The organism is Streptomyces sp. MMG1121 (genome assembly GCF_001280015.1).
Classification (GTDB): Bacteria; Actinomycetota; Actinomycetes; order Streptomycetales; family Streptomycetaceae; genus Streptomyces.
Genome location: NZ_LGDV01000246.1, coordinates 1 through 22886, shown reverse-complemented (window position 1 = coordinate 22886; position 22886 = coordinate 1). Strand labels below are relative to the sequence as shown.

Sequence of the window (22886 nt, the reverse complement as noted above, 5' to 3'; positions counted from 1 at the left end):
GACCAGATCCGCGAGATCACTGAGAGACTCGGAGTCATCGCACAACGCATCCAGACCGCCGACGCCGACAAGAAGGAGCCCCTCTACGAGGCCCTGGGCATCACGATCACGTACGACAACGCAACGAGGACCGCGACCGTTAGGTCGAGGCCCTCGCTTCGGTATCGCCATAAAGGGTGTCCGAGGGGTGAGTTGACGGCTGACGATACGGTCGTGGTGGCGCAAGGGCACTTCCACCTGTGAAACCGAACTTCAGTCAGTCGCGGGGGCGGAGGCTGGCTTCTTCGAGGCCGAGTTCGTGCTGGATCCGCGCCGAGTGGCGTTGCCGACTTTGTCGGCTTCGAAAAGACGCTGGAGCTCGGCCGCCTCGATGGCGATGAGTGTCCGGCGAATCTCACGGTAGGCGTCGGCAGGTCGGGCGTCCCCTGCGCTGGAGTGGGCGTCATCAACCTGGTGCGCGCTGCCAGATGCTCGACGACGGCATCGACGGACTCCCTGCGCGGCCTGTCCGACGCGTGCTGGTGTCCTCCGGTCCTCAAAGTCGACGATCCCGTCGCATGCAACGCGCACAACGGCGGCCGGGACCTGCTTCTCGTGCTGCCCTACTTCAACTTGGGCGCGTCTGCGGCACTCCCGGGACACCGAACTGCAACCCGTCCTCATGTACTCGGCAGCTCGCTGCGTTTCCCCTAACCCCTCCGAGGGCGCTGGATCCGGTGCTGTGGACGATCAGCGGGCGAGTCAGGCCGCGGGACCGTTCGGAGATGCAGCACGCGCTCCTCGCCGCTGTCGCCGCGGAAACTTCTCGACAATTCCGAACGTGTACACGGGTGACTCGTGAGAGGTTGTCCTGCGGCGTGCGGCCGCGAATGGGGGCGAGCATGCTGTTTGAAGAGCTGACGGCACTGGCGACAGAAGGCGGACGGGCGGTGGTCCGGGCCGTGGGTACCGCGCTCTGGCCCGTGACGCAGCGTCGTGCCGCGGAGTTGGTCGGCCGCGGTGACGCCGAGCGCGTGAGGGTGGAGCTCGTGCGGCTCGATCGCACCGCGCAAGCCCTGACGCCCGCGCCGTCAGGCGATGCCGGCGCGGAGCGGGCGCGGCAGGAAGGGCTGTGGGCCGGACGGTTCGAGGCCCTGCTGGACCGCCTCGAGGGGACCGAACAGTCCGGTGCGGCAGCAGAGTTGCGCGCGCTCCTTGAGTCCCTCTCCGCCTCCGTCGGCGACACGGCCATCGACACCGGCAACGCGACGGCCCGCGACGGCAGCAGCGCGATCACCGGAATCCGGAACGCCGGCGGTAGCCGTCCTGGCCCGTTGAAGGTCGCGCGCACCGGAGACGCGGAGGCTGCCGGACCCGGCTCCAGCGCCGTCACCGGAATCGTCAACGAATAGGCCGGTCCCGGGACAGCCAGGCGCCTCGTGCAGAGGTTGCACGCACTGCAGACACCGACGATCGACATCGCACTTCGGAACTCATCACGAGCCCCGCAAACTGGCAATCAGCAATTTGAGAAACGTACTGCCTCGCGCACCGCGTACCTCTGAAACGTGGCCTGTGTAGTGAGATCCTCTGGCCCACTTAGGCGCGTTGGCCGACCACACCGAGGGCGGCATCGAAACCGGTGTCGCCGGAATTCTTCTTACTTCCGGCCTCTTCCTTGCCTACCAAGGTGTGTCCTTCTCCGCTATGGCATATATCCGTCGAGTCTTGGGAGTGTTCGAGAATGTCATGGGCGAGGACCATCGCTACACGTTGTCCTCGCGCAACGCCCTTGCCTACGCCTATCTGTCGGTGCGTGATCTGGCGTGGGCGGTGCCGCTATTGGAGCGGCGCTGCGGGACAGCTAGCGGGTGCGGGACATGGACCATCCGGTCGCAGCGAACGTCCGCATGAAACTCGCCGCAGTCGCCGATCGCAACGGACAACGAGGTTAATCATGGCCGGTCGGTCACATCACCCCCCGCTCGCCGACACCGCCCTCCCCTCCCGCCCACTGCAGCAGTGCTTGAACTTCCGCCCCCGCCGCATCATGCATGGACACGGCGCATTCCTGCGTGGCCGCACCACCGTGAACGGCACTGCCGCGCCAACAGCCTGCCCGAGGAGGATGGCGCGCTCGAGGTACGTGGGGTCGTCCGCCACCATGCCCGGAAGGTTCCGGCCGGCGATGATGATCAGCGAGCCATGGTGGGCCCGCTCGTACCAGTGAGGTAAGAAGTTGAGCGGCAGGCCCGGCAGGAGGTCGCCGTGGGGGTTGCTGAGGGTGATTTTGTTGTCGACCAGGCGGGCTTGAAGGTCCCGGCCGGGGACGGGCGGCAGGTCGCGGAGGTCGAGGGGCTTGCCGCCGTTGTTGGTGTACAGGGTGCGTAGGTTGGTGAAGCCCGACTCCAGGAAGAGCCGGAGGATGACGTCCTCGATGCGGCGGCTGCCGTTGATCGCTCCCCAGCCGCCGTGGCAGTCGAGGACGATTCCGGCGCGGTCGCCGCCGAAGAGGATGCATTCGGCGTCGAAGCGATCCGGTGAGCGATCGGGGGCCGGGCCGGTGAGTTCGATCAAGTCGGAGAGGTGGCAGTGGGAGTGCGCGAGCCGGAGCATCGGATGGTGGACGTCCGGGTGGCGGAGGTAGAGGAGTTCGGCCTCGCCTGACTCGTCGATGATCAGATTGCACATAGTGCAGTACTGCCTGGAGGTGGCGAACCGAAGCTTGAGCGAGTCCAGGTCGAATGCGGCCAGCGCCTGCTGCACGGTGTCGGAGATCCGCACGCTGCGCAGCCGGGGCAGGGCAGGGGACGGCACCACGGCGTCGCCGCGACCGTCCCGGAGGGCACGAGCTCGGAGTGATTCGAGGACGCGCAGGTCGACCGGGCCGCCTCCCACGAGCTCCACGGGGCTGGGCACGGTGCTGTCGGGGTCCGTCTCATGGTGGAGTGCACCCAGGAAGACCAGGCTCTCGCCCGCCTCCGGCCAGTTGCCGAGCACCTGGTGGAGCGCGAAGGCCTGCCGGGCGCGGGAACGCGCGGCCTCCGATGCATGGAGGGCCTTCTCTGCGCGGGCCAGGTTGAACAGGCAGGTGGCGCGCAGGGGGCTGTCGTCGAGACGTTCGCTGATCTGAAGGGCGGTTCGGAAGGACGCGGCCGCGGCGGGGTGGTCGCCGGCCTTGGCGTGGCAGGCGCCGAGGTTGGTGTGCAGGGATGTCAGCACGGTGTCCATGCCGAGCTTTTCGGCGAGCGGGATGTTCTTGGTCATCAGGGCGACGGCTTCGTCCTGGTTGCCGGTATGCAGCATGCAGGTCGCGGCCTGCGCGCGGGCGGTGAGGAGGACGTGGAGATCTTTGTGTTCGGCAGCGGCTCGTGCGGTCTGTTCGTACTGGTCGGCTGCTTCGGCCCACCGCCCGGCCCGTGCATGGATGTTGCCCAGTGCCATCCGGCAGTGCAGGACGCCTTCGACGTCATCGTGCCGCTCGCAGTCGTCGAGTGCCTTGGTGATCGCGGACAGGGCTTCGGTGTGCAGGCCGCGTCGCGAGTGGAGGACGGCCAAGGCGCGCGTCGCCCGGGCCCGGGTGCTGGGGGAGGCGGCGTCGCTGAAGTCGGAGACTACGGACCGCAGCATGCGGGCGCCGTCCTGCCACTGCCCCGCGACGACCAGGGCTTCGCCCAGGGCTGCCCGCACCTGGGCGAGTGCCCGACTCTCGTCGGTGGCGGCGAGAGACTGCTCCGCTTCGGACAGCAGGCGGACGGCGTCTCCGATCCTCCCCCGGTGCCACAGCAACTGGGCTCGCTTCTGCAGGACATCTGCCTGAAGAACTGGGTTGCCGGACTCCTGGGCCATGTCCGACGCGGCCTTGAACTGCGACTCCGCCGTGTCGTGGTGCCCGATGCCGCCGCTGTACGAGGCGAGATAGGTCAGGGAGCGCGCCGCATGCTGATGGTCGCCAATTCCGATGGCGAGCTCGGCGCACTGCGCGAGGTACGTCGCAGCCCGGTCGAGGTCAGCGCGGTGCGCGGCATCCTCACCGAGCCGGAACAACGCCCGGACCTGGCCCTGCACGTCACCGGTCTCCTGATGGATGGACAGGGCGGCCTCGAGGGGCTCGGCCGGAGCCGACTCCGGCCGGGCGCTGGCCGGTACCGCCGCAAGGTCCATCAGCGCCCGCGCCTCCCACTCCCGGCTGCCGATGGCCCGTGCCCGTTCGATGTCCCGGACGGACTCCTCCGCCGCCTCTGCCTCGCGGCCCGTGCTGCTCAGCAGTGTGGCGATCGACCGGGTGGCGAGCATCTCACCGAACCCGCTGCTCCGGCTCAGGTCGCGGCTGTTGCGCAGGTAATTCTCGGCCCGGCGGGTCTGTCCGACCGCAAGGTACGCCTGGCCCAGGTGCCCTAGGGCAAGCGCGAGGGCCTGATGATGCCCGACGGTCCGCCAGTAGTGCAGTCCGCTTCGCAGGTACTCTATGGCGTCGCGGGGCCGGCCCAGGTTGATCAGCAGCGTCCCCAGGCCGAGCTGCGCTATGAACAGATGCTCGGCATCGTTGGCCTCGCGCGCCGTTTCGGCGCAACGGTGGTACAGGTCTGCCGCATCCTGGCTCTCGCCGAGGTGCCCGGCCACCACAGCCCGGTTGTACAGCGCGGTGGCCGTCCAGTTGGCGTGTCCGGCCAGCTCCCCGGCCTCCTGTACGCACTGGTAGACGCGGTCCAGCTCCTTCCAGTGGCTGGCAACCCGCAGGTGCTCGGTGAGCGCGAAGGCGAGAAGCAGTAGGTGGTCCCAGGCCTCGTACTGCCGGGCCGCCTCGACGAGGGCGACCGCGCCGGGACGGTCCGCGTTCAGCGACTGCAGCGCCTCGGTACTGCTCTCGGCAGGGACCGTCGCCTCCTCGTCCAGGAAACCGATCGCATCGGTAGACGACCACACGCGGAGGGCTGTGATGAGACAGGCATGACGAACGACATCCGCCCGTTGCGTCCCCGACCACGGCGCGGACGTCAGCCGGGCGAAGCGGTGCTGAATTTCGTGCATCACGAATCGGTCGTCGTCGATCTGCTCGATGAGGCTGAGCTCGACCAGCGAGTCGAGGAGCGCGGCCGTGCGCGTGAGGTTGTTGTCGTCGACCTCGTCCAGCGGAGGCTGTGTGATGGCCGCTGCGACGACATCGGTGGTGAACGACATGTGTGGCAGGACGCCGAGCGCGGAGAAGACCTGTGCCTGGTCGCGTTCGAGCGCGTCGAAGCTCTGCTGGAGCACAGGCTGTAGCGCGGTCTGGCCAGCGACGAGGGCCTTGACGCTGCGGTCGGGGTTGGTGATCTCGGACAGGTAGCGGTCGGCGTTCACGCGGGGCCGGCGGGCCAGGTGCGCTGCGGCGATGTGCAGGGCGAGCGGATGACCGGCGCACGCCTCGGACAGCGCGGCCGTCTGCTCGCCGGTCAGCCGGCCAGGGCCGGCGACCGACCGTACGAGCTCCTCGCTGGGCGCGGCCGGCAGTGGACCGAGATCGATGAGGTGAACCAGGCCGCTGAGCCCGCTGAGCTTGACGCGGCTGGTCCCCACCAGCGCGAACGGGCCGTCGACGGAGAGGATCTCAAGGAGCGCCTCCTCCGAGACGATGTCGTCGACAAGCAGCAGGACGCGCTTGTCGGCGAGCGTCGTCCGTAGCAGCGCCAGCTGCTGATCACGGCGGTCCGGCAGAGGAGGCTGGGGCGGAAAGAGCGCGTGGAGTATCGACGACACGAGGTCCGTGGGGCCGGTCGACAGCGCGAGATTGATGTGGAACTGGCCGTCCGGGTACCACTCCGCGGCCAGCCGCGACATGCGCAGGGCGACGTCGCTCTTCCCGATGCCAGGAGCCCCGGTCACCACAACCGCCACCCGGCCGCCGCCGTCCGCGCGCCGCAGCACGTCCAGGCCGTCGGAAATCTCCGCCTCGCGCCCGAACAGGCGCGGGCGCCGCTCGCCGGGCAGGACGGAGTCCTGCATCGAGCGGGGTTGTAGGGACGGCAGCGTCACACGGACGTCTCCCGCCACATACCCAGTGATTGCCACCCCACCGTGCGAGGCGTACGCCGCCCCCGTGGCCCTGACCGAGACGGAGCCGGGCGCGTCGGCCGCCGTCGCCGCGCTGACTCCGGTGATCGCGGTGCCGCCGTCCGTCGCGCGGGCGTCGCCGCTGTCCCGCACCTCGGCGCCTGGCCATACGTCGCCGGACCCGTTCTCGTCCTCCATCAACCCGCTCCCCGAGACTAGCTGTAGTCGATCCCGGTACCGGCACTGCTGCCGGACCCGTCAGCCGTCGCGTCACCAGTCCGATCCACCCGCGCCGATCCCGTGCCCGCCCCACCGGGGCTGCGGATCCCGGTCTGCGCCGACCCACCACCGGACGCCTTCGCCTGGCCGGTATCCGTGGCCGAGTCCCCCTGCCGAGGCTGCAACCACGCCCACACCAGCGCTGCGACCCCGGTGCCGGCCTGCAACGATGCCCCGACCAGCTCCCCGGTCCCCGGGCCGTTCAGCAACCACACCATCGGCGTCGCCGCGATGCAGGCCACCCCGACCACGATCAGCACGATCTTCCACGGCCGTGTCACGCCGTCCCGCCTTCCCCCTGGCCAGCCTTTCCGCAGGTATAGCAAGGACGTTCATGCCGTTGCCACTGGTTCCGGCGGTCCGAGTTGCCCGTGGTCGTACCTCGAACGATCCGTGCGACGGTGAACAGGGACTCGGATCGCCCACCCGTGGCTCACTGTGCAGCGTGCTTACGTGAGTGCAGTCCGGATTCGCCAGGGATGCCGAAATCCTGAACATTGCTTCGGGGAGGACGCTGGTTCGGGCAGCGGCAACACTGACGGCCAGCAGGAGCGGACGCATGTACGTGTACGCGGTGAAGAAGGTGTTCGCACGTCGCGAGAAGGCGATGGCGCTGGCCTGGCGCTCGTCGTTGAGGACTGCCCTGCAGGCGAGCCAAGAGTGGTCGGCTTCGGCAAAGTGGATGTAGCTGTAGCCGATCACCGGCTTGCAGCTCTTGCGTTCCCGGGTGGTGGCCTGGCGGTTGCGGTCGTCGGCCGTCCTGCATGATCGACTCGGCGGCCTCCTCCACGAGCATGCACATACATACGGCTTGAACTGGGCGGACGGAATAATCGGCACCCTGCGTCAACCTGCGGGTGCAAGACTGGACGGATGCCTGAGCAGCCCATCACCTTTCTTCCGCTGTCGTATGCGGCCAGGCCGCCCCGGAACGTCGTAGTGGCACCTCACGTCGACGAGCACTGGATTGCCTGGACTGCAGCCGCTCTTGCGCGACTGTCGACGGTGTGGGGCTGCAGCGGAAGCGTGGTCGTGCCTTCGAGCGCGGTTAGACACCCCGCCGTCAAACGATGCCTGGCTCGTTTGAACCCCGACCACGTGCTTGCTTACATCCCGTCGTGGGCCACGTACGACGCGCTGAATCCGGGCACCGTCGACAGGCTGCTGGCCGAACGTAAGATCTCCGACAGTGCTGCGGGTGAGCAGTTCAGGCAAATGCTCCGCAGGGAACCCTGGAACGGCTCCGCCGTGCACGAAGCAGAAGTGGCCGCTGACCAGCTCCGTTCGCAGCTCGCTATCAATAGACGAGAAGACCTCATCCAGTGCAGCCATCTGTTCGACGACGACAACGCTCGTGAACTGACGCCGCTAGCTGAGGTGGCCACGACCACGCTCGTCGGTGTGCCGAGGAGTCTCGTGACTACGGCGGAGGCCCTGGCCTACGCCATGCATGTCGGCATCGAAGAGTCTGCGATCGACAGGCAGATCACGGTCAAGGAATGGCGGGACGCGGCAACAAGGGGCACCGAGGCGCCGCTGCTCTCGCAGTTGCACCCGGGTGCACCTGATAATTTCAGGACGTTGCGTTCGCACGAGGCCGGGTTGTGTGTCCCGATCACGAGAGCGTTCCGGCCCCGGAGGCGCATCGTGATCCTGGGCGACCAGCCCGAAGACTTCGCGCTTGCCGAAGCCCTGCGGCAGATCCTTGGCTCGGTGACATGGCTTCCGTGGGCAGAGCCTGGGCTCAGCGACATGTGGCTGTTTTCTCGTCGCGAATCGGACCGGCTGCTGGTGACGAGCGCGTCGCTGAGCATGGAGGAGACCCGGCAGCGCATCGAGTCGAGATGGGACAAGCGCCCCATCCGGCAGATCGAGGCAGAGCAGGAGGAACGTCGCTTCGATGTGGTAGCACCTACCGACATCGATCTGGATCACCCATTCATGGTGGTCTTGAAAGACGCCTGGGAACAGCCACGTTCCCTGCCCGTCACTGTGGAACCGGACGGTTCGCTTCAGGCATCACTCTCACTGGCCGCTGAGGTTCCTCGCGGCCTCGATCCAGACAGGCACCGCTGGCAGCTCACTCTCACCGCCGCCAACCACCCGCTGCCTCCGCTGGCCGCACTTGGGCCGTCGACCGTCACCGCAGACGATCAAAATCCGTGGGAGACCTTCGTGCGCGCCGCCGACGGCGGCATCACGTACTGGTCTCACCGTTTCGACTTCGTGCCCAGCGGAGCGTCACTGGCCGGCTCGCTGGCGTCCCCCAAACTGGCCTGGCCCGGCATCAAACGCATCCTGCAGGTCTCAGCATCCGCCGAAGGCATCCAGGTCCTTCCCAGCCCGGCCGGGAAACGCGCCTCCATCACCGAGCGCCTCCTTGGATCCCGCGCCGCACTGGAAGCGCTGGCCGCGAGCCCGGGATGGCCATTGCTACGCCGCTTCCTGCCCGACACCGCACCAAATGGCTGTCCGGACGGCAGTTGGTGGAAATTGAAGTCCGCGGTCGTACTATCCTGGGAAGCCATCGCGGCCCACGGCGCCCCTGGCTGGGATCTGACAGCACGCAGAGAGCAGATCGACCAATGGGCCTCACAGGGCGTGTTGCGCCGTGGGCTGATCCTGGGCTGCGGCCACTGCCCCATTCTCGAGTTCTACCCTCTTGCCGAGATCAGCCAGAGCTACCGCTGCAGGCGCTGTGGAGGTGACAACCAGCTGACAAAAGACCGCTGGAAGCCCGTAACACACGAGCCGCGTTGGTTCTACGACCTCCATCCCGCAGTCCTTGAACTCGTCATGAACGACGGAGACGTACCCCTGCTGGCCACGCAGTATCTACGCGGTCAGTACTGGGCGCGACACGCACTGGTCTGCGAGGAGTTCGAACTTCTCAAGGACGGCGACCGGTTCGTGGAGATGGACTTTGCCCTGGCCACCACCGAGGAGCTGTGGTTGGGGGAAGCCAAGAGCAATGACTCGCTCGGTGACAATCCCAAGGCACGACGGCGCGAGGCCAGCAAGCTCATGGAAGGGTGCACACTCGTTGGAGCGGCCGGTCTCATCTTGGCTACGGCCAAGGCACAGTGGTCTGCCACGACTGTGGAAGCCCTCAAGTCCGAGATTGCCGGGCGCCAGGGAGTTGGAAAAACCGTACCCAAGGTCAGCCTGCTGACGGGACTTGGAGCCTCTCCGCAGCTCGCCCGACTGAGCGGCGGATAAGACGCGGGCGGTTGCGGGATACCTGCACGAACCTGCGCGAAGACGTCGTTTGCCGGGCCCTGGACCAGTGGACCGCCAGGGCCTTCGCTCACCGCCGCCATCGAAGCCCTCACCCCTCGCAAGCGCCGCAGACACCCAGACCCCGAACAGGGTCAAGCACCCGCCAGGCGATCAAGGACGGTGAGCGACGACTCGCCCGCTACTAGGCAGCCCTCGAAGCCGGAGCCGACCCAGCCATCGTCACCCAGCTCCTCCGGCCGGCAGTCCTCAACACCACCGTCACCGGTCTTGCAGGACCCGCTGCTTCTTCTCCCAGCGGCGGTAGTTCAGGCGCCAGCGCCACTCCCGAATACGCCGTTGAGCGCGGCTGATCCGGCTGTCAAGCACGTGGAACTCTGGATCGGCCAAGCGGACCAAGTCCTGGTCGACTCCCAAGGAGATGCCGAAGAAGCTGCCATCCTGGAGTTCCTCGTACAGCGCCGTACTACTGACGACGACGGTGTTGATCGGTGCGCTCGCCCGGTAAGCGTCTCGTCTGTCGGGCAGCAGCCGGATGCGAGAGTCGTCCTTGTCGTCGAACCAGTCGAGGGAAAGAGGGACGGCGTTGTATCCCATGTCGTTGACTCCGACGTACCACCAGCGGTAGCCGCCAGGGTTGCCGAAGTAGTGGCTCTCCAGGTACCCGAACCGGCGGTTGCCAAGCCAAGCCCGGTGCTCGCTGGTGTCATTGAGGACTGCGAAAACGGTCTTCCCCAGTCGGATCTGCGTCTGGTCTATCAGTACACGAGGCCGGAACCACCAGCTGGTCGTGGTGATCCCGTACATGACCACGACGTCGTCCTCGGACCAGGTCACCAGGTACCCGAGCCGTGACAGGGGCCAGGTCCGGACGGTGATCTCGACCTTTCTGACCTTGTCGTCGGCTTCTTCGAGCTCAGCGGCAGTGAGACGGGTGCATTCCATCGTCGACTGCCACTTCGGCGCGCCAAGCAAGGACTCGACATAGTCGTGCCGGACTCTGGGGGCAATCTTGCGGAGGCGAGTGGTGAGGTAGCGCCTACGGCCGATAGTGCGGCGCCACCCCTCGGTGATCGTTTTGACGAGGGTCCAGCTGGCGACGAGCACTCCCGCCAGGGTCCAGACGTTGAGGGTGGTGCTGTACCAGGGTTCGGGATCGGGCTTCATCGCTGAAGGATGCCGTACGCGCGTCCGGAAGGCAGCAGGCGGGCTGGCCCGGGTACATCGCGATCTACCCGGGGCACGATGTGCTGGTTCTGCCTCACAAAGATGATCTTCCCGACCACCTCGACTTGGGTCAAGTTCGGGGAGGTCTTCGATGCCCTGGAATGGTGGCGCAGGCCCTCAACGCCCTCGGCCGGTAGCGGCGGTACGAGGCGTATGACCGCCAGGCGCCGCCTGGCCTCACGGTCAAGCGGCGGGGTAGTGGGGCTGGACTTCGACACCTGGATCTCCATAGCGATCGAAGAGCCAGGTGTCATCAGTGATCGTGACTTTTGGAGCCACACGTGCGGCGTCCCATCTACGGGAAAGGAAACGGGAAACAGCATCATTCACCTTGTCCGTCCAGCCGTGGTTGCCGCACTCTTTCGTGCGGCAGCCACGTTCATCTGGATGGATGGTTATGGAGGTTTCCGTGCCGCAGCCGTCCACCGACTTCGGCGAGGAGCTGAGGAAAAGGCGCCTGAACGCCGGACTCAGTCTCACCGCACTGTCTGCCGCCGTGCACTACAGCAAGGCGCACCTGAGCAAGGTCGAACGAGGTATCAAGGCGCCCAGCCGCGATCTCGCCAGACTGTGCGACGCCGCCCTGCAAGCAGGCGGAGCACTGATCGCCCTGGTCGCCGCCCCCACTGTCGGTGCACCGGACACAGCGGTGGCCAGCGGGATCAACGAGGAGGAGTGGATGATGCAGCTGTCACCGGACGGTCCGAGCTGGTTCCAGCCCGTGAGCCGGCGGCAGGCCGTCAGCGTCGGCGCCGCGTCGCTGATGAGATGGCGTACTGGTGGCCAAGGACCGGTCTCCGCGGCAGCTGCGGGCGGCATGCTCGAAGCGTCCCGCTCGCTGTTCACGCACTACCGCCGGCTCGGCCAGAGCGTGGAGCCCGGCTTCCTGCTGCCGGGCCTGATCGCACAGACGCACACGTTGCGAGAACTGTCCGTGCACGCGGACTCCCGCACCCGTCGGCGTCTACTGAAACTCGGCTCCCGGTATGCCGAGTACGTCGGCTGGCTGGTGCAGGAAACCGGAGACGAACAGGCGGCACTCTGGTGGACGCAGCGGGCGGTGGATCTGGCGGCTGCCGGCGGTGACCGGGCGCTGGCCGGGTATGCGCTGGTCCGTCGGGCGCTGGTCACGCTGTACCAGGACGACTCAGAGCAGACGGTCGCCCTCGCGCGGCGCGCGCAGAACGGTACGCTCCCGGCGCGAATCCGCGGGCTGGCTGCGCAGCGTGAGGCCCAGGGTCACGCGCTGGCCGGTGACCGCGACGCATGCCTTCGCGCTCTGGACAGGGCACGGCCATTGCTGACCCGCCAGGAGGACGATGCCGACACACCAGTGATCGGCAGCATGCATTTGCCCGACTCGGTCGGCATGATCACCGGGTGGTGCCTGTTCGACCTCGGCCAACCGCGCGAGGCGGCAGAGGAGTTGACCCGGCAACTCGCACGCGTCTCGCCCGAGGCGGTGCGCACGCAGGTGCGGTACGGCGTACGCCGAGCGCTTGCTTACGCGTCGGCCGGTGAGATCGAGCAGGCCTGTGCTACGACGGCACCGCTCCTCGACGCAGTGGCAGCCGTCCGGTCCGCAACCGTCACGATCGATCTCCGGCGCCTCGCCCACGTCCTGGGCCGCCGCTCCCATCACGCCTCAGTACGCCAACTGGCTGCACGTCTGGGCTCCTTATCGCACTTCCCTGCTTCCTGAAGAGAGGAACGGCCGTGACCGATGTGTTCATCAACTACCGAACTGGGGACGGCGACAAGACCGCCGCACTCATCGACCACGAACTGTCACGCCGTTTCGGCCGGGACCGCGCCTTCCGTGCCTCGAAGTCCATCTCCCCGGGCAGCGCGTATCCCGACGCGCTGTTGACGGGTCTACGGCGCTGCTCCGTGCTCCTGGCTGTCATCGGGCCGGATTGGACGAACTTCCAGGCGCGGCTGCGTGACCCGGAGGACTGGGTACGCAAAGAGATTCTGGAGGCCTTCACCTGCGGGATCCCGGTCGTTCCCGTACTGGACGGCCGGAAGACGGATCGACTGAACAAGGCGGACCTGCCGGACGAGCTGGCGCGGCTGGCCGACCTCCAGTCCATACGGTTGGACGGGCACGACACCGAGGCGGGGCTGAAGCGTCTCGGTGACCTGGTGGCCGAGATGACCGGCCTCCACGACGTGGACCGGGACGCCGCCGCCTCGCCCGCGCCCGGCTCTGTGACGAACTCGACCGGAGACGTGATCGGAACGGCCGTACAGAGCCGGGACTTCACCGGAGATGTCGGCGGCACCGTCATCAAGGGCTCCAACGGGCCGATACACACAGGGCGAGGCAACATTTACCAGGACTCGCGCCACGTGTCGGGTGGCCGGCACTTCTCCGGCGACGGGATGACGTACTTCGAAGGCGACCATCACGGAGACATCCGGCATCGTTTCGGTGAGTCCGACCGGCGCGAAGGCGACGACGAGTGAGCGAGCGCCACAGCACATGGGTCGACAACCCCCGCGGCCCCATGCACACCGGCAGCGGCGACATCTACTTCACCGTCGGCACTCATCTGCAGGATACGGACAGATCCGCCTTCCGGCGTGTCGCTGACGACCAGCTCACGTGGCTGCGCCGGGTCCTGGTCGACCCGATCGGCATGGGAGAAGCCCGCCGCACGCTGTCCGACACCGGCACCGTCATCCTGGCCGGCACCCCGGGAAGCGGTCGTACCTCGGCGGCTCGGATACTTCTCCGCGAACATCACCAGGACACCGGCGTCTTCCACGAACTGCTGCCCGACGAGGAGGACGAACTGCCCCTGAGGGACCCGGATCTCGTCGGCGCCGGCGACCGGCTGCTGCTGGACCTGTCGGCCACCCACGCCGACCGCTGGACCGCAGCCCGAGTGGACCTCTCTACTCTCCGCAAGGCCGTGCACGACCAGCACGCCCATCTCGTGGTCGTCATGCCGCACGGGAGCGCGCTCGACTCAGACCTACAGCAATACCGTGTTGAAATCCGACGCCCACCCGCGCTGCAGGTCTTCCAGCGCCACCTTCGGGTGCATGGTGTGCCCCACGAGCAGTACCTGGCTGTTGATCAGACGGTCGACATTCCGGATGACGAGTGGCCGATGCGGGAGATCGCGGCCTTCGCAGACCTGGTGCGCCGCGCCCGCGAGGCAGCTCCCGCCGGCCACGGATTCCGACAGTGGTGCGCAACGGCTCGCAAAGCGCGGGACGACCGGCGCCAGGAGATCGCCACAGTCGTCACCGGATTACGCGAGGGCCCGCAGCGCGCCTTGCTGATCACGGTCGCCATGCTGCACGGCGCCCATGCCGATGTCGTCCACCAGGCGGCCCAACTCTTGCTCAGCACCCTCAGGCACCCACCGGACGAAATCCCGTTACTCCAACGCAAGGACCTCGCCGAGCGGCTGCGTGAGATTTCCGCCGGTACCGGACCAGACGGTCACGTGCGCTTCACGGAGCTCGACTACGACGCCGCGATCCGCGCCCACTTCTGGGATCACATGCCCGAACTGCGACAGCATCTCGGCACCTGGGCCGCGGGCAGCGTGGACTTGAACGACCCACACGTCACCCGGGAGGTCCGTGACGGACTGGTGGCGCGGCTGGCCGCGCAGTATCTGCGGACCGGACGCGGTGAAGGTCTGGCCTCCCTGGCCGAGGACTGGAGCGCCACGACCACGAGCCGGGCCCGCCTGGAGGCCGCAGTCCATGCGCTCACCTGCGGGCTCAACGACCCAGCACACGGCAGGAGCTTCCGCCAACGGATCTACCAGTGGTGCGCCAACAAGCACCTCAAGGGAGAGTTCGCGCAGGTCCTTGTCCGGGTGTGCGCGGATGTCATCGCGTCCAGCCACCCCGATCAGGCCCTGCTCCGGTTGTACCACCTGGCTCGCCGGGAGCGCGGCACCACCCGCGCCCTGCAGGAAGTGTGCGAACTGGTGGCAACAAGCAGCCGACTACGGCGGCGGCTGCTCGACCGCCTGGCACGCTCAGCCCTCTCCCCCGCCGAACTCCGTATCTTTCTACCCGCCTGTGATCCGGTGGCGCTCATCGCCCCCTACGACAACTCCAGCGCCCTGGTGGAGGAGAACGGGGTGCAGACCTGCGTGACCACGTGCTGGCGAGCAGTGCTGGACGAGCTGCCACATGCTGAGTGGCGACCCTACGCAGAGCGCTGGCTGCATACGGCGACCGATGCCGGACATCGTGGTGACCTGCTGCTGGGCCTCCTCGTCGACGCGGCCGACCAATGTGAGGGCAAGCGTGGCACAACCTTCGCCACCCTGTACGCAAGCGCCCGCGCCGCCGAGCGCACCGCCCCCGGCGAAGCCGTACGAGCTGCCGCGACCACCGAGCGGCTGCTCCAAAGGATCTCCGCGGCCCAGGGACTCGCCCTTCACGACACGCCACCGCCCACCGCATCACCGAGGGGGACCACACCATGACGACCGGCTGCAAGACGACGACCGTCTTCCTCACCATCCTGTGCGGCCTCCTGCTGACCATTCTCGGCTTGACGCAGAATTGGCCCACGTTTGCCTGGCCCGCACTGGCCGTAATCCTCGTCGGAGTCCCCGCAGCCGCGTTCAAGCTCGCCGCATTACGACGTGGGCCCTTGCCAGTCGACGTGCAGGAGCAACGCACAGATCCGCCCGTCGAACGCAGGGAACACCACGTCAGACACGTGGCACTGCCCAGCCAGTGGACCGACTACGACTTCGTGTTCTCGGCAACTGTGCGGTGGTACCCCCTCGAAGCAGCCGACAACGACCCCGTCCTCAACCCAGCCGGCGTCGCAGTCGAAGCAGTCCTGGCCCGAGCCCGCTCGATAACCGAGCAGCGGGAGCCAGGTCGGCCATCCCTGGTCCAGCATGAACTGAGCGGTGCGCTCAGCAGGATGCTCCCGGACCCCACCGGACACCTTCACATCATGGCGGAGGACATCACACTTGCCTTGCCCGAACACGACCAAGAACGGCTGGACCGACTCGCCGAAGTACGCAAGGACAAGGCGGTCTGGGAACATCAGCGGAAGTACGAGCAGAGCAAGCGGCAATACCTGAGCGAAGACGTACTGAAGGACACCGGCAGCGCGGTCGTCTGGTGGCTCGCCAAGAACGACGACCATGTAGAGAAGACCGTGGCTGATCTCGGTCTGCTCGCGCAGCTCACGTCCGCCGCCAACGACACGGACGTGCCCGAACGGTTTCTTCATCTCATAGCCCAGCCGCACGGCGAACGACCCGGTCCGCTGCCGGAGCCGGCACCCACCTTCGAACAAGAGCTGAAGACCGCCGACCACTTCGAGGCCTTCCTCAACAGCATGGGCTTCACAGACGGAGACGTCCGACGAGCAATGCTGGCCAAGCAAATCGCCGACGTCATCAAGACACAGGACCGGCACGAGACCGCCGAGGACCTACTCCGCAGGTTCGATCCGCCGGCGAGCTTCACATCGAACGTCGATGACCCATCGGCCTCAGCACACACCGCGCCCGACGGAACGCCCGAAGCCCCGCCCTCTGAAAGGAAGACCGATGGACAGTGAGCTGGCCGCCCTCGCCGCATCCGGAGCGACCACCCTGGTCTCGCTCATGGTCACCGACTCCTGGATGCACGCCCGCGAACTCGTCGGGCGGTATTTCTCACGCATCGGTGCAGATGAAGCCTCGATCACCCACTTGGACACCGCCCGAACTCGGCTACTCGCCGCCGAAGCCAGAGGTGACGCACAAACGACCCGTGACATCACCAACCAGTCGCACGCCTACCTGCGACATCTCCTGCAGCCAGGCTCCGCAACCAGCGACGACCTCCGCGACTTGCTCACATCCTTGCAGGACGTCACGAACAACGCGGATACACAACCAAGCACCGTGCACAACACCATCAGTGGAGGCGTACAGAACGGTCCCGTCATCCAATCCGGCCGGATCACCGGACTCACCCTCCACACACACCACCCCACCGACCCGGCGTAGGGCCTGGGCCACGGCCGTCAGCGTCAGCACCGGGCCGAACTGCCGATGTGGCAAGCCCTGTGCCATCCGCGTTTCCAGGGCGGATTCAGGCCGTCAGCACCACGCTGATTGCCGGGTCCCGCCCGCTCGCTGTCGCGATCGCCGGTGTTCTGGTGGCCCATCTGCTCGACGTGCGCACCGCCCTCACACTCGATGCGCTCCTCCAGGCATCCTGCATCGGCTGCTGCGCTCCATCCAAAACCTCCACCGGGACCTCGGCCTCGGTTGTCCCGCCCGCTCGCGAAGGAGCCGAATGACGGCCACCCCTGCCACCGCCGACTACTGGGAGCCGCTCTGGGCCGGCGGACGCCGGTACCGGGACGTCAGCAGCGCCGAGGCCACGCTTCTGGCGGATCACGTCGGACCCGGCCGTGGATGCCCGGCCCTCGACATCGGCACCGGCGACGGCGCCCTCGCCCACCACCTCCACGAGCTCGGTTACCGCACCACCGGCATCGACTTCTCCCCCAGCGCCATCGCCGCAGCAGCCCAGAAAACCCGGAGCCACCAGCACGGCGAAGGGCAGACCTGGCAGCTGATGGACTTCGCCGCCGACGACGTCAACGCCCTGCCAGACCGGGCGTACGCGGTCGTCACCTGCCGTCTGGTCTATCGGTGGATGGACGACAAGCCGGCCTTCCTCGATCGCGTCCGGCAGGTCCTGGCACCCGGCGGGACCTTCTGGGTCGTCACCGAACTCGCCGACCGCCGCGAGGACAGCGACCCCTGCAAGCACCTCGGGATCACCGCCGCCGAGGCCGAGACGCTCACCGCGGGCTGGTCGGGCGTACACACCGCCGATCTCGACGTGCTGCGCTGCTACGCACTCCGCCCCTGAACCCGACATGGGAGCCAACGCATTGGACATCGAACGACAAACACGCCTCGCCTGGGACGCCTACGGAACACACCACCTGCGGCGCGGTACACCCCTGACGGAAGTGGACCAGATCACGTGGGGCCCGGCCAACGGGCCGGGGGACGGCATCCTCGGGGACCTCAAGGGCCTGCGCGTCCTGGACCTCGGCTGCGGCCCCGCCCGGCACGCCGCACACCTGGCCCGCACCTACGGCGCACACGTGGACGCCGTCGATGCCTCCCCGAGCCAGATCGAACGGGCCCGCACCCGCTACTCCGACGTGCCATGACTGCGGCTGGTCAACGCCGACGCCGTCGAGCACCTGGGCACGGCAGCGCCATACGACGTGATCTACTCCCTGCGCACGTTCCACTTCCTCGACCCGCACCGGCTCCTGCCCGCCCTGGCGACCGCCCTCAAACCGGGGGGCCGGCTGTACTTCACCGTGCTGCACACCAACTCCGCTGGCGACGGCCCCGCCTCGACGGTTACCCCGCGCCCGGAGATCCTGCGCCCGGCCGGCGGCGACGACCTCACCGTGCACATGTGGGTGCTGACACCCGAGGTGTGGGAGGACCTGCTCGTGCAGTACGGGCTCCGCGTGCAGGACGTCACCGTCCTCGACGCGCCGCAGGAGAACAACCACGCCTCCTACCGGCTCTTCCAGGCCCACCGGCCGGCCCGGATCACCGCACGGCCCCGCACCGCGAAGCCACCCGTCGCCGGCGCCGCGGTAGGCGTCGACGCCGTGCTGCTCGGGCCCCAAGGCCTGCTCCTGGGCCGACACCGGCTGGGCACACGCGAGCTGCCCGGCGGCACCGTGGAGCCGGGCGAGTCACTGCAGGAGGCAGTCGTACGCGAACTCGCCGAGGAGACCGGCCTGTACGCTGACCCCGACGACGTCCGCCTCCTGGGCATGCTCCTCGACCAGGTCGGCGACGTCGTCCGCATCACCTTCGGCGCACTCGTCACCCGATGGCGCGGGGAGCTGGCCAACCAGCCCGACGAGAGCGTCGGCAACTGGCGCTGGTGGCCTTTGGACGCCCTGCCCCCGGACCTGTTCGAGTGCAGCGCCCAAATCCTCACCGCCTGGCGCCCCGATCTCCCGATCGACCACGCACCCGCCCGCTTCACCCCCATCACCGACCCACACACGCCCACCACTGCGTGATCCCGCCCCTACATACGGGCGGAGACAATACTGCAATCGCCAAACACGAAGGACCGATCCCGTGACCACTCCCCACCTCGCCGGGCCCTGCTACGGGAAACCCATCGTGGGGCTACCGCAGGGTGCACGGCGAACTCGCCGCCCTACGGCTAGCGCGTCACGCGGTAGCGGAGGTAGACGACTCTCGAGCTGAAGGTGCGGTTCTCGAGGAGTTCGAGATCCACCCGGCGCTCATGCTGGGGGAAGAACGGAATGCCCCCGCCGATCAGCACCGGGTGGACCCTGGCGCGGTACTCGTCGATCAGACCCAACGCGGCCGCCTCGGCGGCGAGCGTCGCGCCGCCGATCGCGATGTCACCCTCTCCCGGCTCGGCTCGCAACCGCTCGATCTCCTCCGCCAGGCCGCCGGAGGCCAGGCGGGCATTGCCCTGTACTGCCGCCAACGTGGTGGAGAACACCACCTTGGGCAGCGACTTCCAGATCGCGGCGAACTCGCGCGTCGAGAAGTCGAGCGATGGATTCTGGTCGGCGGTCTCCCAGTACAGCATCGTCTCGTACAACCGTCGCCCCAACAGGTGGACACCGACCTCTCGCACCTCGTCGGTGGCGAAGCGAAAGACCTCCTCGTCGGGCACCGTCCAGTCGAAGCAGCCGTCCGGCCCGACGATGTAGCCGTCAAGCGAGACGCTCATCGAATAGGTCACGCGACGCATCAGGAGTCCTCCTCGGTAACGGGCTCGACAGTACGACCGCCGGACGCCGCAGGACTCATCGCGGCTCGCAGAACCTCCTGGGCTGAGTCAGCTCACGAGATCATCTCGTTGAGAAATCCTCAATGCATCACAGGCATCAAGTGCGCAGGGCATCGTCAAGGACGACGGCCATATCTCGACGCATGGAGTCGCCGGGGCCACGCAATCCGGCCACGCAGGCGGAGTCTTGAACCCACTGATCTACGCTCCTCACGTGGCACTGGACCTGCCCCTACATTGCACAGCGATCTTCACTCGTTCGGGTCGACATTCTGTATTTCTGTGCAGCCGACCCGCTCTGTCCGGGCAGGCCCACGGTGAGGCAACGCACAGCGAGCAAGGGGAGGCGCCGATCATGGGAGCGCCGCACCGTCCGGCCGAACAGCCCCCTACGGATCAAGTCTTCTTGACGGCTTGGGCCCGTAATTGGACTCCCGGCTCCTCCCCCGTCGGCATGCCGTCCGCCAGTGGTCTGCGGTTTGCGTTCTACGGCCGGGTGTCGACCGAGGACCATCAGGACCCCGCCACGTCGCAGGCCTGGCAACTGCTCGGAGCGCAGGCCCTGGTGTCCGGGCACGGGCGGATCGTCTCCGAGTTCTTCGACACCGGCCGCAGCCGCACCATCCCTTGGGCGCGGCGGCCCCAAGCCGCCGCGCTGCTGGCGGCGATGGCAGATCCCGACCGGGAGTTCGATGCCGTTGTCATCGGCTCCAGTGAACGGGCCTTCTACGGCAACCAGTTCGCGACCATGGCTCCGCTCTTCGACCACTACGGCGTCGAGGTGTGGGTGCCGGAACTGGGTGGAGCCGTCGACCCGCAGGTCGGCGGGCAGGAGGAATTGATGATCCTGCTCGGCATCCTGTCCAAGCGGGAGATCGCCCGCGCCCGGATCCGGGTGCGGGCCGCGATGACCGTGCAAACACGCGACCAGGGGCGATATCTCGGCGGCCGCCCACCCTACGGATACCGTCTCGCCGACGCCGGACCGCACCCCAACCGGTCCCTCGCCCGCCGCGGTGTCCGCATGCAGCGTCTGGATGCCGATCCCGAGTGCGGGCCGATCGTGTCCTGGATCTTCACCCAGCGCCTGGCCGGCCACAGCATCGCCCGTATCGCCCGCGCGCTGAACGACGCCGGTATCCCCTGCCCGGCCGCCGTAGACCCCACCCGAAACCCGCACCGTAACGGTCAGCGGTGGGTACTGAACACGGTGCGGTCCATCCTCACCAATCCCCGCTACACCGGCCGCCAGGTATGGAACCGTCAGCGCACCGATCACGACCTGATCGACCCCGCCAACACCACACTCGGCCACCACGACGTCATGCGCTGGAACACCCCCACTGACTGGATCATCTCCGCCCGGCCCGCCCATCCGGCACTGGTCAGCGAGGCCGACTTCATCACCGTCCAGACCCTCCACGCCCGCCGGGAGAGGGTATCCGGACGCACGTATCTCCTCGCGGGTCTACTGTGCTGCGGCATCTGCGGCCGACGCATGGAGTCCCACTGGACTCACCACCGTCCTGGCTACCGGTGCCGCCACGGCCACACCAGCGCCACCCAGCCCGCCCCCAGCCGCGCCCCCAACGCCTACCTGCGCGAAGACCAGGTACTGCCACACCTGCCGGCCCTGCACCTCCGCCTCACCAGCCGCCTGGGTCCTCCGAGGTCGGCACCCGTGAGCTGTGATCCGGCGCCGCCGACACCGGCCCAGGCAATCGCCCACCTGCGCAGCGAGGAGATCACCCTGACCTACGACCCCGCGACCAGAACCCTGACCGCGAACACACCCCAGGCAGAAAGGATCACCATCAGCTGACCAAAGCACGGCCCACCGAAACGCCGGCGAAGGGAGAAGCCAGGCCGACGGCACCGCAACGACGAACACCCGCCCCGGCCGGGAGCCGGAAACGGGTGCCAATGTCCCCTGCCCGGAAACCGGGCGCCGTGGGGCAACTCTGTGTCCGAGCGAGTCGACCGCTGACGATACGGTTGTGGTAGCGCAAGCGGGGCTGCGTTTTGGGAGCCAATCGTGAGCCTCGCCCGACATTCTGTCAGAGTCACGGCTGCGCCACGAGCACGACACTGCTCACCTCGTGTATCCGCCCCATATTCACCGGATCGCCCACGGTAACTCGCCAGGTCCCCGGGCTAGGAAGTGTGAGCCGAGCGCCGTAGCGGCCCTCCCCGTGATTGCGCAGGATCGTGCGTCCGCCGGAGCCGCCCATCTCCACATCCTCTGCGCTGGCGGACAGCAGCAGCCGGTCATCGTCGACCGACACCCCCGCGAGGCAGTCCGTTCCGCCGACGATCTCGGGCACGTCGACGGTCAATTCGTGCCTGCCGTCGAGGAACTCGCGTGGATCGCGTGTCAACTACGCTGGCCATCGCTGCATGACAACCGGTGTCCACGATCAAGGTGGAAGCCCCCTACTGCCTCCAGCGCATGCCGTGATCACAGTTCGGTAGGGCCCCAGGTGGGGTCACGGCGCGGCCGACCTCGGCCTTGTGCCCGGGTCGTCAGACCATGGTCGACGCCGGGGGTGTCCAGCGGTGAGTGCGGGACTGCTGGGAGCGGACGCCGTACTCCGACTTCAGCTCTTCCGGGATCGCGTACTGCATGACCCGGCCGCGGGTGAGGGAGGCCAGCTCGAAGGTGGTCAAGAGGCTGCCCGCCTTGTCGAGCGCCCATTCGCCCAGCGGGCTGCTGTCCTCGATCGTCTCCAGGACGTTCAGGACGTGCGGCATCGCCTTGGCGGCCATGTCCCAGGCGGAACGGGGGAGTTGGAGCCAGTCGCCGATGGTGTCGCCGACCAGGAAACGGATGGTGGCGGCGACGATCGGGTCGAACAGGGTGCCGGGGACCACGTCCTCGTACATCTTCACCAGCTGCTGGTTGAGGCGTACACCGTCCTCCGACGGGCCGAGATTGCGCAGCAGGTAGAGGTCGGCGTACTCGCGTGCCTCCGTCAGGTTGCTGGGAGCCGCCTCCATGTCGCAGCCCAGGATGGCGCCGACGACCCGCCAGGCGTAGTAGTACGCCTCCGCGCCCTCCTCACTCATGTGGATGCCCAGGCGGTGCATCGCGTCCAGGACGAGGATGGAGAAGCAGATCTGACCGCCGATCATGTCCTCCTGGCTCAGGGGCACGCCGTCCTGCTCCACGTCCCAGTGGTCGGAGCGGGTCAGGTGGTGGCGGATCGCGGCGTGCAGCAGCCGGACCTTCTGGGCGGCCGGGATGAACTTGCTGCCCTCCTCGAAGGCGTTGGTCTGCATGAGGTAGGTGACGAACTGGCCGGTGTTCGCCA

Annotated in this window: 20 protein-coding genes and 1 pseudogene; 14 read left to right on the top strand and 7 right to left on the bottom strand. The window is 67.5% G+C overall.

All coding sequences use genetic code 11. From position 1 onward, the window contains the following. The 3 genes from ADK64_RS48150 to ADK64_RS46425 form a co-directional block, all read left to right on the top strand. Positions 1–243: hypothetical protein (locus ADK64_RS48150; RefSeq protein WP_053666697.1), on the top strand; the 243-nt coding region annotated here is incomplete at its 5' end. Positions 244–881: 638 nt separating this feature from the next. After that, the gene (locus ADK64_RS38165) at positions 882–1391 is read left to right on the top strand and encodes a hypothetical protein (protein ID WP_234384891.1); all 510 of its coding nucleotides are present in this window, start codon (positions 882–884) and stop codon (positions 1389–1391) included. 196 nt (positions 1392–1587) lie between these two features. Then, a complete protein-coding gene (locus tag ADK64_RS46425; protein WP_159046452.1) occupies positions 1588–1893 on the top strand; it encodes a tetratricopeptide repeat protein in 306 nt (101 codons plus the stop codon). A gap of 60 nt (positions 1894–1953) precedes the next feature. Here ADK64_RS46425 and ADK64_RS38160 read toward each other — a convergent pair whose 3' ends face one another. Then, positions 1954–6210, bottom strand: a complete 4257-nt coding sequence (locus ADK64_RS38160) for a tetratricopeptide repeat protein (protein ID WP_053666695.1) — start codon at positions 6208–6210, stop codon at positions 1954–1956. 17 nt (positions 6211–6227) lie between these two features. After that, positions 6228–6542 carry a hypothetical protein gene (locus tag ADK64_RS38155; protein WP_053666699.1) on the bottom strand — a complete coding sequence of 105 codons (315 nt, stop codon included), beginning with the start codon at positions 6540–6542 and terminating at the stop codon, positions 6228–6230. 308 nt (positions 6543–6850) lie between these two features. Here ADK64_RS38155 and ADK64_RS48565 point away from each other — a divergent pair, with 308 nt between their 5' ends. Both ADK64_RS48565 and ADK64_RS38150 read left to right on the top strand, forming a co-directional pair. Continuing rightward, on the top strand, positions 6851–6979 hold the full coding sequence (locus ADK64_RS48565) for a hypothetical protein (RefSeq protein WP_267888600.1): 129 nt from the start codon (positions 6851–6853) through the stop codon (positions 6977–6979). Positions 6980–7164: 185 nt separating this feature from the next. Beyond that, complete coding sequence (locus ADK64_RS38150) at positions 7165–9510, top strand: hypothetical protein (protein WP_159046451.1); 2346 nt, start codon at positions 7165–7167, stop codon at positions 9508–9510. A gap of 279 nt (positions 9511–9789) precedes the next feature. Here the strand turns inward: ADK64_RS38150 and ADK64_RS38145 are convergent, their stop codons facing one another. Next, positions 9790–10695 (bottom strand): ETEC_3214 domain-containing protein, encoded by a 906-nt coding sequence (locus ADK64_RS38145; RefSeq protein WP_053666693.1) that lies wholly within the window; start codon positions 10693–10695, stop codon positions 9790–9792. Between the two features lie 71 nt (positions 10696–10766). Next, positions 10767–10889, bottom strand: a pseudogene (locus tag ADK64_RS49390) (IS481 family transposase); the annotation flags it as partial. Between the two features lie 275 nt (positions 10890–11164). Here ADK64_RS49390 and ADK64_RS38135 point away from each other — a divergent pair. The 8 genes from ADK64_RS38135 (at position 11165) to ADK64_RS38100 (ending at position 18823) form a co-directional block, all read left to right on the top strand. Continuing rightward, a complete protein-coding gene (locus ADK64_RS38135; protein ID WP_199829827.1) occupies positions 11165–12457 on the top strand; it encodes a helix-turn-helix domain-containing protein in 1293 nt (430 codons plus the stop codon). A gap of 14 nt (positions 12458–12471) precedes the next feature. After that, a complete protein-coding gene (locus ADK64_RS38130; protein ID WP_053666691.1) occupies positions 12472–13224 on the top strand; it encodes a toll/interleukin-1 receptor domain-containing protein in 753 nt (250 codons plus the stop codon). Beyond that, positions 13221–15218 carry a hypothetical protein gene (locus ADK64_RS38125; RefSeq protein WP_053666690.1) on the top strand — a complete coding sequence of 666 codons (1998 nt, stop codon included), beginning with the start codon at positions 13221–13223 and terminating at the stop codon, positions 15216–15218. Before ADK64_RS38130 ends, ADK64_RS38125 begins: the two co-directional genes overlap by 4 nt. After that, complete coding sequence (locus ADK64_RS48145) at positions 15215–16321, top strand: hypothetical protein (protein ID WP_234384890.1); 1107 nt, start codon at positions 15215–15217, stop codon at positions 16319–16321. Before ADK64_RS38125 ends, ADK64_RS48145 begins: the two co-directional genes overlap by 4 nt. Then, on the top strand, positions 16311–16754 hold the full coding sequence (locus ADK64_RS38110; protein ID WP_053666688.1) for a hypothetical protein: 444 nt from the start codon (positions 16311–16313) through the stop codon (positions 16752–16754). Before ADK64_RS48145 ends, ADK64_RS38110 begins: the two co-directional genes overlap by 11 nt. A gap of 292 nt (positions 16755–17046) precedes the next feature. Then, positions 17047–17631, top strand: a complete 585-nt coding sequence (locus tag ADK64_RS38105) for a class I SAM-dependent methyltransferase (protein WP_053666687.1) — start codon at positions 17047–17049, stop codon at positions 17629–17631. Positions 17632–17734: 103 nt separating this feature from the next. Further along, a complete protein-coding gene (locus tag ADK64_RS48140) occupies positions 17735–17941 on the top strand; it encodes an SAM-dependent methyltransferase (RefSeq protein ID WP_234384889.1) in 207 nt (68 codons plus the stop codon). Then, on the top strand, positions 17942–18823 hold the full coding sequence (locus ADK64_RS38100) for a bifunctional class I SAM-dependent methyltransferase/NUDIX hydrolase (protein ID WP_324614497.1): 882 nt from the start codon (positions 17942–17944) through the stop codon (positions 18821–18823). 149 nt (positions 18824–18972) lie between these two features. Here the strand turns inward: ADK64_RS38100 and ADK64_RS38095 are convergent, their stop codons facing one another. Further along, positions 18973–19536, bottom strand: coding sequence for a dihydrofolate reductase family protein (locus ADK64_RS38095; protein WP_053666686.1), 564 nt, complete (start codon positions 19534–19536; stop codon positions 18973–18975). 493 nt (positions 19537–20029) lie between these two features. Here ADK64_RS38095 and ADK64_RS38090 point away from each other — a divergent pair, with 493 nt between their 5' ends. Continuing rightward, positions 20030–21397, top strand: coding sequence for a recombinase family protein (locus tag ADK64_RS38090; protein WP_053666685.1), 1368 nt, complete (start codon positions 20030–20032; stop codon positions 21395–21397). 241 nt (positions 21398–21638) lie between these two features. Here the strand turns inward: ADK64_RS38090 and ADK64_RS38085 are convergent, their stop codons facing one another. Next, positions 21639–21953, bottom strand: coding sequence for a hypothetical protein (locus ADK64_RS38085; RefSeq protein WP_053666684.1), 315 nt, complete (start codon positions 21951–21953; stop codon positions 21639–21641). Positions 21954–22098: 145 nt separating this feature from the next. Beyond that, on the bottom strand, positions 22099–22886 hold a 788-nt coding region (locus tag ADK64_RS38080), incomplete at its 5' end, for an oxygenase MpaB family protein (RefSeq protein WP_053666683.1).